We start from the raw sequence: 12,153 nt of genomic DNA, 5'->3' as shown, positions 1-12,153 counted from the left end.
TTTCCTTATTCTCGAGACAGGGCATCGACAGGGTTAAGACGTGCTGCATTACGTGCTGGAATAAAACCAAATACAATCCCAATTAAACTTGAACAGACAAAAGCAGCAACAATTGAGGTCGTAGAATAGGCCATTTGAAATAGACCTTTGGCGAAGTGATCAATAATTTGTCCAATTCCTAAGGACAGTAAAACACCTAAAATACCACCGAGAATACAGACCAAAACAGCTTCAATCAAAAATTGTTGTAGGATATCACTTTGCCGTGCGCCTACTGCCATTCGGACCCCGATTTCTTGCGTTCGTTCTGTAACTGAAACCAGCATAATATTCATGACACCAATTCCGCCCACCACGAGTGAAATCACGGCGATCGCAGAAATCAGCAAGGTCATTGTTGCTGTCGTTTGTTGAATGGTTTCACGAATACTATCGGCATTTTGGGTAAAGACGTCTTGTGCATTGTGACGCTGCTCAAGCAAATTTAAAATGGCATTTTCAGCAGCTTGACTGGAGTAAACATCTTTGATTCTAACAATAATGCTACGGACATTGGCTTGTCCTAACATTCGGCTCATAACTGTAGAATAAGGTAAATAGACATTTAAGCTATCAGAATTCGCCATCATCCCTTTTTCAGGTTCGAGTACACCAATAATACGTGAAGGTACACTGCCTAACAGAATGACTTGACCAACGGGATCTGTACCATCAGCAAAAAAAGTTTTTTTGGTATTGTTATCAATGACCACATCCTGAGTTTGCTCAGTCACACTTTTTCGATCAAAAGGTTGACCCGCATTAAAATTGAGGCCTTTTACATAGAAAAAGTCTGCGCTGACACCATTAATTGAGGCAGATGCTTCTGTATCTTTATAACGGATGGTCAGACTGGTATTGACCGCTGGGGAAACGCCATCCACATAAGGTTGTTCTGCTAGCGCTTCAGCATCGGCAGGAATTAAGGTTTTAACTTGAGATGCACGCGAGTTATCACCAAATCCTCGGCCCTGATACACCGTAATAGTATTGGTTCCTAGACTGCTAATATTTTCCAGAATTTGTTTTTGTGAACCATTGCCTAAAGCAACCACTGAAACCACCGAGGCAATCCCAATAATAATACCTAACATGGTTAAAAAGGTACGCATACGATGTGCATTCATCGCCAGTAAGGCCATACGAAAGGCTTCACCTAAACGATCCAATGTCGAGCGCCATGCAGAGATTTTTTTCTTTTGATTGCGAACTAAGGGATGTTTTTCCAGTATTTCATGGTCTATTTCAGGCGTATTAGGTTGATCAGAAATAATATGACCATCACTAATTTCAATAATTCGGGTTGCGTTTTTGGCCACATTATGATCATGGGTGACTAAAATAATGGTATGACCCTTAGCATTGAGTTCACGTAAAATACGCATGACTTCAATACCACTATTTTTGTCTAATGCACCTGTTGGTTCATCAGCCAGAATCACATCTCCACCATTTATTAACGCACGTGCAATAGATACCCGTTGTTGCTGACCACCAGACAATTGGCTTGGTCTATTGTTGATTTTATCACTTAGACCCAAGTCACCCAAAAGCTCAATAGCCCGAGCATGTCGTGCAGCAACATCTTCACCAGCATAAATGGCGGGTACTTCAACATTTCCAGCGGCGCTTAAATCACCCAATAAATGATAGCGCTGAAAGATAAAACCAAAATATTCACGGCGTAATTGTGCTAATTCATCTGCTTCAAGTTGACGAGTTTCTCGGCCATTAACAGTATAACTACCCTCTGTCGGCTGATCTAAACAGCCTAAGATATTCATTAATGTAGATTTACCAGAACCAGATTGTCCAACAATTGCAACCAATTCACCCGCATAGATTTCGAGATCAATACCTTTTAGGATCTGAACAGTATCTTCACCAGCAGGAAACTCTCGTGTGAGCTGTTTGACCACTAAGAGTGGTTGTTGATTTTCACTCATGATTACATTCTCATGCCAGGACCACGGTTATTACTACGTTTTGCTGAATCATTGCTTGAATCAGAACCATCGGCAATCACCACTTTCTCTCCTGCTTTTAGACCACGTAATACTTGTACGTTGACACGGTTATTTAGGCCGAGAAGGACCGGTTGCAATTGAATACTGCCATCGTCTTGTAGAATACGAACCATTCCTCTTGATGCTTTACCTTGATCAATCAGTGCTTGTTCTGCATCAGAGAGAACTAAACGTTGTGGACGACCTGAGCGACGCTCATCGCTTGTTTTGGCTTCAGACGTTGAGGTTTGATTAGTATTGGCAGTGTTTGTACGTTGACGTTGTGGACGATTTGAAGCTTGAACAGCTGAAGCTGGAATGATTAAAGCATGTTTGACTTCATCTAGAATAATATACACCTGTGCGGTCATATCAATACGTAATTTGCCATCTTCATTTGGAATATCAAAGAGCGCATTATAGTAGACAGCTGAACTTGATGATGATGATGTATTGGTGGTTTCAGTATTAATAGAGTCGGGTGCAGGTTCAATCTGACGTAATTTAGCGTAGTGTTTTTTCTCACTATTACCCAGTGTTGTAAAATAAACGGTTTGTCCTTTTTCAACCTTCATGACATCCGCCTCAGAAATTTCAGCTTTAACTGTCATGGTATTGAGTTTTGCTAATTTAACAATCGTCGGTGCACTTTGATTGGCATTTACCGTTTGGCCTTCTTCAGTCACAATTGCGACGACTGTACCATCCATCGGTGCAATAATACGTGTATAGCCCAGATTCTCTCTTGCTGTAGAAAGTGTTAAGCGAGATTGTTCAATTTGTGCATTGATCGCAGCAATATCAGCTATCGCTGTTTTATAACTGGCCAAAGCTGATTCTAAATCAGTACGAGAGGTTGCGTCTTGGGCAAACATTGCTTGTTGACGGTTATATTCTGCTGCCACTTTCGCCAGTGTGGCTTGTTTAACTGCCAGTTGAGCTTGCTGGTTTTTAATACTCGCTTCAGCAGTTTTTAAATCATTTTCTTGGCGTACGGAGTCAATTTGTGCAATTAATTGACCAGCTTTGACTTGATCACCCAGTTGGACATACATTTTTTTGACTTGTCCTGACACTTGAGCACCGACACTGACCATTTTAGTGGCTTGTAAAATGCCTGTAGCAAGAACAGAGTTTTCAATATCACCATATGTCACATCGGTAGTAATATATTGTGTTTGCTCTTCTTTCGGTTTAAAAAAATACCATGCGGCAATGATGATAGCGCAGAGGGCTATAACAGCAATTATGGTTTTGGACGATTTTATTTTTGGCATGGTTCAGTCAAAATGGCTAGCAGAAATTGTGTTTGATTATAAAAGTGAATTACGGATAAAATGTGAATATTTTAATTAAATAAGAATGATTGGCATTTTCATAAGTGAAAAATATCGCTTTATCACAAAAAAAGTGTTTTGCCGCAAAAACAAGCAATCGCTTGCTGAATTAAATCTTCTGGATTTTCGTCACCTAGTCCTTTAATTGCAGCATCAATCCGCAATAATAAATGCGGCCAACTCAGAAAATCTTGGGGATTTAAGCGTCTTAATGCTTTTTGATATAAGCCAATTTTTGTTTTCCAGATACCCATTTGTAAAGCATTTTGTGGTTGTTCAAAGAGCTGCATAATCAAACGCATTTCTTTGCTAATACTCCAGAGCAGTAAGGAAAGTGCCTCACCTGATGTAACTAAATATTGATAAATTTTAATTGATTGTACTAAATCACCTTGTAATAAAGCATCACTTAAATCATAGGTTGTATATCTGGACTGGTCTTGTAGACACGAATAAAGGTGCTCAATTTGAATATGATTGAGATCAGGGAAGGTATCACTCACGCGTACAAGGCTATTTTTTGCGGCCAGTAGATTATGCTCATGATGTTGTTCAAGCCATTGCCACGCGTCTGGATCTAATTGCAATCCTAATTTTTGTGCTTCAGTTGCTAAAATATGTTGACGATCTTTTGCATAGTTGGCGGTCAATGCAACATTGACACCATTGGCATCTATCGTTTGGAAAAACTGTGATTTTAAACTGTTGCTATCTTGCTTAGGTAGAATGATTAACAACAAGTTAGATTCATTATGTTGTAGGTAGTGTTTTAGTTCTTTTAATGCATTGGCATCAGGTTTGATATTACCATGTGCTTCAATTGCCAGCTGATTAGAAAAAAGAGATAAGCTATTTAATGCATTAAATACATTTTTCCAGTCAGCAACGCTACTGATTTCATAACGTTGCCGTTCTATATCCTGCTGTAACCAACTGGCACGAAACGCATCCAGTAAATTTTGTTCCAATAAAGGTTCTTGACCATGTAAAACCCAAGCACCTCGAGCTTCATCAACACGTTTGAGTGCTTGTAAATAGTCAAGTTTCATGCAGGTTGCCTATCAAATTTATGGTGTATGATTCGCGACGGGTATCGTGTTGCTATTGACAATCTTTTGTAAACGATTGGATGAAATTTGTCGTGATATTTGCTGTGCTACATCATCAATCAGCATAGATCTTAAATGTTTTTCTTCCAGATTATCGGTGTTTACCGTTTCTGCATTATATTGATAATTACGGGTTGCTGTAATGGTACGGTTTTCAGTTAATGCCTTACCTTCAGCATTTTCAATTCTAAAGGTAACGGTTACGCGTAAAATATTCTGACGTAATTTACCTGATAATTGGTATAAATGAGGTGTATATTCAAGAATATGCAGGTTATATGCATTTTTATTATCTGTTAATTGTACGCCTGCTGAACCCAAGTATAGGGCTAATTTTTCTTCTAAATTCTCTGCATTCGTTGGTGTTGTAATATACATTCTCGAATATTCAACTGGAATTGCATTTGGGTTTTTCCCTTTTAAATGAAAACCACAACCGACTAAGCTGGCACCTAGTCCTAAGGTTAATACAACTGCTGCAACACGTTGAACGAAATGCATGTGGTGTCCTCAAAATTAACGTCGCAAAAGTGATAGGTGTATTTTGCAATACTACCATCATTGTAAAGTCAAAGCCCGTTGGCTGGCAACGGGCTGGGTTGAATTGCATGCTGTTGCTTGCATGATCTGGCGTAGATCATCGACAGTATTGAAATTTGCTGAGGATGACTTGGTTTGAACATGGTGCTAGCAGCATAGCAATCAAGTATGTTTTGTTTACACCACTAAATTTACTAGTTTATTCGGTACCACAATTTCTTTCTTGGTTGGACCCGTTAAGAAAGGTTGTACTTCTGCTAAAGCTTTCGCTTGAGCAAGAATATCCTCTTTAGATGCATCTATAGCGACTTCTAATTTACCACGCAGCTTACCATTGACCTGTACCACAATCGTTTGCGTATTGCGTGTTAAAGCAGACTCATCGACTGTCGGGAACTTCACTTGAGTTAAATCAAGGTCAAACTGTGCTAATAAGGTTTGGCTAAGATGTGGTGCAAATGGTGATAATAAAATCAGTAAGCTAATGATTGATTCACGCATAACAGCTGCATCATGATCATTTTTTAACTCAAATTTGTTGTTGGCATTTAATAATTCCATCATGGCTGCAATCGCGGTATTAAATGCATGACGACGTTCGATATCATCACCAACTTTTTGGATCGTTTCATGGGTCTTACGACGCAGATCTTGTGCATCTTTAGACAGTGTTGCTGTGTCAATTGCAGTCACTGGATACGCGTGTTCAAGGAAGCTGGAAGCCAAACGCCATACACGTTTTAAGAAACGATTCGATCCTTCTACACCAGCATCTGACCACTCTAAAGATTGATCTGGTGGTGCTGCAAACATCATAAAGACACGTGCAGTATCCGCACCATATTGATCAATAATTGCTTGTGGATCAATGCCGTTGTTTTTTGACTTTGACATTTTTTCTTGCCCACCAACGATGACTTCTTGGCCATCCTCTCGGTATTTTGCAGAAATAATACGACCTTTTTCATCACGCTCAAGGTCGATGTCAGCAGGGTTAAACCATGTTTTTTTACCAGACTCAGATTCACGATAGTAAGTATCTGCCAATACCATACCTTGTGTTAATAAATGGCTAAAAGGTTCATTTCCTTGAACAACACCTTCGTCACGCATCAGCTTATGGAAAAAGCGAGCGTATAATAAATGCAAGATTGCATGTTCAACGCCGCCAATATACTGATTCACAGGCAGCCATGTCTGTGCCGCATCTGGATTGACCATTCCTGATGTAAAGTCAGGAGAAGCATAACGTGCATAGTACCAAGATGACTCTACAAATGTATCCAAGGTGTCGGTTTCACGACGTGCAGCAGCACCACAGCATGGACATGTTGTTTGATAGAATTCTGGCATTTTGTTTAATGGATTACCTGAACCATCTGGGACAACGTCTGTTGGTAATACAACGGGTAATTGTTCTTCAGGAACAGGTACTTGACCACAAGTATCACAGTTAATCATTGGAATTGGGCAACCCCAATAGCGTTGGCGTGATACACCCCAATCACGTAAACGGAACTGAATTTTCACATTGGCCAATTGTTGTGGCTCAAGTTGTGCCAAGATCGCATCAAAGGCAGCTTGGCAATCTAAACCATCCAATACGCCAGAATTGATTAAATGACCTTCCTTAGAGCCATACCAATCCTGCCAAGTTGTATCATTAAAATCAGCATCATCTTCGGCTTTGGCATCAATGACTTGTTTGATATTCAGTTGATATTTATTGGCAAACTCAAAATCACGTTCATCATGTGCAGGTACAGCCATCACTGCACCTGAACCATATGACATTAAAACATAATTTGCGATCCAGACTGGAACGGCTTCACCACTGATTGGATGCTTGACAAATAATCCAGTAGCCATGCCTTTCTTTTCAGCAGTAGCAAGATCGGCTTCAGCAACAGATCCCATACGGCATTCTTCGATAAAGTTTGCGAGTTCTGGATTGTTTTCAGCAGCTTTAAGTGCCATTGGATGTTCGGCAGCAATCGCGACATAGGTCACGCCCATCAGGGTATCCGCACGTGTGGTAAAAACAGTTAATCCATCGGCATAAATATCGGGATGAGCTGCAGGAAAGGTGATTTCCATACCTTGAGAACGCCCAATCCAGTTGCGCTGCATGGTGAGGACCTGTTGTGGCCAACCTGCTTTTAATGTATCTAAATCATCTAATAATTCTTGTGCATAATCGGTAATGCGGAAATAGTACATCGGAATATCACGTTTTTCGACCAATGCACCCGAACGCCAACCACGACCATTTTCAACCTGTTCATTGGCTAAAACGGTTTGATCTACAGGATCCCAGTTTACTGTAGATAGTTTGCGATAAATTAAGCCTTTTTTATACAACTGAACAAATAACCATTGTTCCCAGTGATAATATTCAGGGGTACAGGTCGCGAATTCACGATCCCAATCAATCGATAAACCTAATTTTTTTAATTGGTCACGCATGTAAGCAATATTTTCAAAGGTCCATTTTGCTGGTGCAACTTGATGTGCAATCGCAGCATTTTCTGCAGGTAAGCCAAAGGCATCCCACCCCATGGGTTGTAAAACAGTTTCACCTTTTAAGCGGTGGAAGCGGCTAATAACATCACCAATGGTATAGTTACGCACATGTCCCATATGCAGTTTGCCACTTGGATATGGAAACATCGAAAGGATATAACGACGAGGACCTTCTACGGTATCGGCAACTTTAAAGGCTTTGCGTGTTTCCCAGTCCTGTTGGACTGTAGGTTCAATCGCACTGGCTTGATATTCAGGGGCAATGTGAGTAGTCATAAAGGTAAATTGGAATAACGGTTAAAAATTTATGCTACAGCATAGCGCAAAATAGACCTAAAAGTGAATTTTGCAATAAGCTTTATATTGGAAAAATGCAACTATTTTTCATGTTGAATTGCGAGAGTAGCATTAGCTTATTTTAAAGAGGTTTTGGCGATGAGGTCAGTGATATGATCTTAAGACGCTGTGTTGATTGTTTTAGCATCGTTGTGATTGATGGTTAATATGGTTTGAACATATTAAAAATTATGCTTTAACCATCCGTTCTTTAATCATCTGCTTTATTTTTTTATCACCGTAATCATTAAAAAAATGAGCTTAAATGATGATTTTGGATTGATTTATATTTGGCTATGATCCGAGCTAACAATCGACGATTTAAGGTACTTTTTTTGTATCCCTCCTCATGTTAACCACGATATAAAAATGATTTTGCATAAAAAACTTTATGCAATGATGAAATAATACATTCCTTTTTCTTATCATTTAGATATGAAAAAATTATGATTTATTTTTATAAAATTAAATTAAATCAATAACTCATAATTTTTTTAAAACTTGACTACGCATTTTAAAGCATGAAATTAGGATAAAAATAAGGAAGTATTTTAAATAATCAAAAAAAAGCCAAGTTTAAAACTTGACAAGCTGGGTTTAAACAACAAAAATGCAATCTTTAGTTTTAGATGCCTTTACTCGATCACCCTTCGATAAAGTGTCATTTCATGTAATGGGCAATATCTCTAGCCGAGAAGTTGCACAAAGCTTATTAGCATATTTATCCCAATATGCTTGTGGTCATCTGTTGCTTAAATCGCAGTCAGATCATAAATTTTTCCTATTGCAATGAAAACTATGAAATATGTGTGCTATAACAGTGCATACAATGAATTAATTAAAAGCTGCATAAATCCTCCTATTTTGCAGTGAAAAAGACTAGGGTGAATCACGTTGGAACTTTTATCTGGTGGTGAAATGCTTGTTCGCGCATTGGCGGACGAAGGCGTTGAACATGTTTTTGGATATCCAGGCGGCGCAGTATTACATATTTACGATGCGTTCTTTAAACAAGATAAAATCAATCATTATCTGGTACGTCATGAGCAAGCTGCAGGACATATGGCAGATGCTTATTCACGCGTAACAGGTAAAACGGGTGTTGTGCTGGTCACATCAGGCCCAGGCGCAACAAATACAGTCACACCAATTGCAACTGCTTATATGGACTCAATCCCAATGGTGATTTTGTCTGGTCAGGTTGCTTCGCATTTGATTGGTGAAGATGCATTCCAAGAAACAGATATGGTGGGTATTTCTCGTCCGATCGTTAAGCATAGTTTCCAAGTGCGTCATGCAAGTGAAATTCCGTCTATTATTAAAAAAGCATTTTATATCGCATCTTCAGGTCGTCCTGGTCCAGTAGTTATTGATATTCCAAAAGATGCAACCAATCCAGCAGAAAAATTTGCTTACGAATATCCAGAAAAAGTGAAGATGCGTTCTTATCAGCCACCGCATCGTGGTCACTCAGGTCAAATTCGTAAAGCAATTGATGAACTCTTACATGCCAAACGTCCTGTTATTTATTCAGGTGGTGGTGTTGTTCAAGGTAATGCCGCACCACAACTTACAGAATTAGCCCATATTTTAGGTTTTCCTGTTACCAGTACCTTGATGGGACTGGGCGCATTCGCTGGTGATGATCCACAATTCATTGGTATGTTGGGTATGCATGGCACTTATGAAGCCAATATGACCATGCATAATGCAGATGTGATTTTATGTGTGGGTGCACGTTTTGATGACCGTGTAACCAATAATCCGGCAAAATTTTGTCCAAATGCCAAAGTGATTCATATTGATATTGATCCGGCAACGATTTCAAAAACAATCATGGCACATATTCCAATTGTTGGTGCTGTAGAACCTGTTTTAACTGAAATGCTGGTACAACTGAAGCAAATGAATGCTTCAAAACCAAATCCTGATGCAATTGCTGCATGGTGGGATCAAATCAATGAATGGCGTAAAGTTCATGGTCTAAGATATCAGCCAGCACTTGATGGTGGTATGAAACCACAGCAAGTGGTTGAGGCATTAGACAAAATCACCAATAGTGAAGCCATTATTACTTCAGATGTTGGTCAACATCAAATGTTTGGTGCGTTGTACTATACCTATAAACGACCACGTCAATGGATTAACTCAGGCGGCTTAGGAACCATGGGTGTTGGTTTGCCTTATGCAATGGCAGCTAAACTGGCATTTCCTGACCAGCAAGTGGTTTGTATTACGGGTGAAGCATCTATTCAGATGTGTATTCAGGAACTTTCCACCTGTAAACAATATGGTTTGAATGTCAAAATTCTTTGCTTGAATAATCGTGCTTTAGGCATGGTTAAACAATGGCAAGATATGAATTATGAAGGCCGCCACTCGAGTTCTTATGTTGAATCATTGCCAGATTTTGCCAAGTTAATGGAAGCTTATGGTCATGTCGGTATTCAAATTGATCATGCCGATGAGCTAGAGTCTAAATTGGCTGAAGCGATGGCAATAAATGATAAATGTGTATTTATTAACGTGATGGTTGATCGCTCTGAGCATGTATATCCAATGCAAATTGCTGGTCAGTCAATGCAAGACATGTGGTTGGCAAAAGGGGAGCGCACTTCATGAGACATATTATCTCTGTTCTCGTAGAAAATGAGGCGGGTGCATTGTCACGATTGGTAGGATTATTCTCTCAACGTGGCTATAACATTGAGAGTTTAAATGTTGCGCCAACTGAAGATTCCACTCTATCACGTTTAACATTAACAACGTATGGTGATGAGCACAAAATTGAGCAAATCACTAAACAACTGAATAAACTGGTAGAAGTCGTTAAAGTTGTTGATTTATCAGAAGGTGCTCATATTGAGCGTGAATTGATGCTGATTAAGGTCAAAGCGCTTGGTTCTGCACGTGATGAAATTAAACGTACCTCTGATATTTTCCGTGGTCAAGTGGTGGATGTAACGCCAACCACGTATACTATTCAACTGGCAGGTACCACTGAAAAACTGGATGCATTTATTGATGCATTGGCTGAAAATACAATTCTTGAAGTTGTACGTTCGGGTGTATCGGGTATTGCCCGTGGTGAAAAAGTTTTAACAGTTTAATTTTTTAATAATTTTATTTTCTCTTAGTGTAGAGAAAACTTAGTCAAGTGAATATCAATAACACTCATCGGACTAAGCAAGAAACATCGCATTTTAGTGGAGACAGCAATGCAAATTTTTTATGATAAAGACTGTGATTTATCGATCATCCAAGGTAAAAAAGTAGCAATCATTGGTTATGGATCACAAGGTCATGCACATGCATTAAACCTTAAAGATTCAGGTGTAGATGTAACTGTAGGTTTACGTGCTGGTTCTACTTCTTGGAAAAAAGCCGAAAATGCTGGTCTAAAAGTATCAGAAGTGCCTGCTGCTGTTGCTCAAGCTGATGTTGTGATGATTTTGACACCAGATGAATTTCAAGCACAACTTTATCGTGATGTAATTGAACCAAACATTAAAGAAGGCGCAACTTTAGCATTTGCTCATGGTTTCTCTGTACTTTATAACCAAGTTGTACCACGTAAAGATTTAGACGTAATCATGATTGCACCAAAAGCACCTGGTCATACAGTTCGTTCTGAATACCAGCGTGGTTCTGGTGTACCTGATTTAATTGCAATTCATCAAGATGCATCAGGTAATGCACGTAACGTTGCGCTTTCTTATGCTTCTGGTGTAGGTGGTGGTCGTACTGGTATTATCGAAACATCTTTCCGTGAAGAAACAGAAACAGACCTTTTTGGTGAGCAAGCTGTTCTTTGTGGTGGTGCGGTTGAATTGGTGAAAATGGGCTTCGAAACTTTGGTTGAAGCAGGTTATGCACCAGAAATGGCATATTTCGAATGTTTACACGAACTTAAATTGATCGTTGACTTAATGTTCGAAGGTGGTATCGCAGATATGAACTATTCAGTATCCAATAATGCTGAATATGGCGAATACGTGACTGGTGTTGAAGTAATTAATGAACAATCACGTGAAGCAATGCGTAATGCATTAAAACGTATCCAATCAGGTGAATATGCGAAGATGTTTATTCAAGAGGGTGCGTTAAACTATCCTTCAATGACTGCTCGTCGTCGTCAAAATGCAGCACATGGTATTGAAGTGACTGGTGCTAAATTACGTGCCATGATGCCTTGGATTCAAGCAAACAAAATTGTTGATAAAGATAAAAACTAAGTTTTTGTTTTCATCAAAAAACCCACGC

8 protein-coding genes are annotated in these 12,153 nt (G+C 39.3%); 3 read left to right on the top strand and 5 right to left on the bottom strand.

Annotated features, from left to right (window positions below; all coding sequences use genetic code 11):
• Positions 1 to 5: 5 nt before the first annotated feature.
• The 5 genes from QSG86_RS02110 to leuS all read right to left on the bottom strand — a co-directional run bounded on the left by QSG86_RS02110 (position 6) and on the right by leuS (position 7,830).
• Positions 6 to 1,985 (bottom strand): MacB family efflux pump subunit, encoded by a 1,980-nt coding sequence (locus tag QSG86_RS02110; protein ID WP_317029998.1) that lies wholly within the window; start codon positions 1,983 to 1,985, stop codon positions 6 to 8.
• Between the two features lie 2 nt (positions 1,986 to 1,987).
• A complete protein-coding gene (locus QSG86_RS02105) occupies positions 1,988 to 3,322 on the bottom strand; it encodes an efflux RND transporter periplasmic adaptor subunit (protein WP_317029997.1) in 1,335 nt (444 codons plus the stop codon).
• 122 nt (positions 3,323 to 3,444) lie between these two features.
• Positions 3,445 to 4,431 (bottom strand): DNA polymerase III subunit delta, encoded by a 987-nt coding sequence (holA, locus tag QSG86_RS02100; protein ID WP_317029996.1) that lies wholly within the window; start codon positions 4,429 to 4,431, stop codon positions 3,445 to 3,447.
• Positions 4,432 to 4,449: 18 nt separating this feature from the next.
• Complete coding sequence (lptE, locus tag QSG86_RS02095) at positions 4,450 to 4,992, bottom strand: LPS assembly lipoprotein LptE (protein WP_317029995.1); 543 nt, start codon at positions 4,990 to 4,992, stop codon at positions 4,450 to 4,452.
• Positions 4,993 to 5,208: 216 nt separating this feature from the next.
• Positions 5,209 to 7,830, bottom strand: a complete 2,622-nt coding sequence (gene leuS, locus QSG86_RS02090; RefSeq protein WP_317029994.1) for a leucine--tRNA ligase — start codon at positions 7,828 to 7,830, stop codon at positions 5,209 to 5,211.
• Positions 7,831 to 8,784: 954 nt separating this feature from the next.
• On the opposite strand from leuS, the gene QSG86_RS02085 reads away from it, so the two are divergent.
• From QSG86_RS02085 to ilvC, 3 genes are all read left to right on the top strand, one after another.
• On the top strand, positions 8,785 to 10,512 hold the full coding sequence (locus QSG86_RS02085; protein ID WP_317029993.1) for an acetolactate synthase 3 large subunit: 1,728 nt from the start codon (positions 8,785 to 8,787) through the stop codon (positions 10,510 to 10,512).
• Positions 10,509 to 11,000, top strand: coding sequence for an acetolactate synthase small subunit (gene ilvN, locus QSG86_RS02080; RefSeq protein WP_317029992.1), 492 nt, complete (start codon positions 10,509 to 10,511; stop codon positions 10,998 to 11,000). Before QSG86_RS02085 ends, ilvN begins: the two co-directional genes overlap by 4 nt.
• Before the next feature lie 108 nt (positions 11,001 to 11,108).
• Entirely contained in the window at positions 11,109 to 12,125 is a 1,017-nt protein-coding gene (gene ilvC / locus QSG86_RS02075) for a ketol-acid reductoisomerase (protein WP_317029991.1), read from the top strand.
• The last annotated feature ends 28 nt before the right edge of the window (positions 12,126 to 12,153 follow it).

It is taken from the genome of Acinetobacter sp. SAAs474 (genome assembly GCF_032823475.1).
GTDB lineage: Bacteria > Pseudomonadota > Gammaproteobacteria > Pseudomonadales > Moraxellaceae > Acinetobacter.
This window is presented reverse-complemented; position numbering and strand designations above follow the sequence as displayed.

Excerpts from the sequence above, each read along its gene's own strand:
- lptE (WP_317029995.1), bottom strand. The coding sequence starts at position 4,992 with ATGCATTTCGTTCAACGTGTTGCAGCAGTTGTATTAACCTTAGGACTA.
- ilvC (WP_317029991.1), top strand. The coding sequence starts at position 11,109 with ATGCAAATTTTTTATGATAAAGACTGTGATTTATCGATCATCCAAGGT.
- leuS (WP_317029994.1), bottom strand. The coding sequence starts at position 7,830 with ATGACTACTCACATTGCCCCTGAATATCAAGCCAGTGCGATTGAACCT.
- QSG86_RS02105 (WP_317029997.1), bottom strand. The coding sequence starts at position 3,322 with ATGCCAAAAATAAAATCGTCCAAAACCATAATTGCTGTTATAGCCCTC.
- holA (WP_317029996.1), bottom strand. The coding sequence starts at position 4,431 with ATGAAACTTGACTATTTACAAGCACTCAAACGTGTTGATGAAGCTCGA.
- QSG86_RS02110 (WP_317029998.1), bottom strand. The coding sequence starts at position 1,985 with ATGAGTGAAAATCAACAACCACTCTTAGTGGTCAAACAGCTCACACGA.
- ilvN (WP_317029992.1), top strand. The coding sequence starts at position 10,509 with ATGAGACATATTATCTCTGTTCTCGTAGAAAATGAGGCGGGTGCATTG.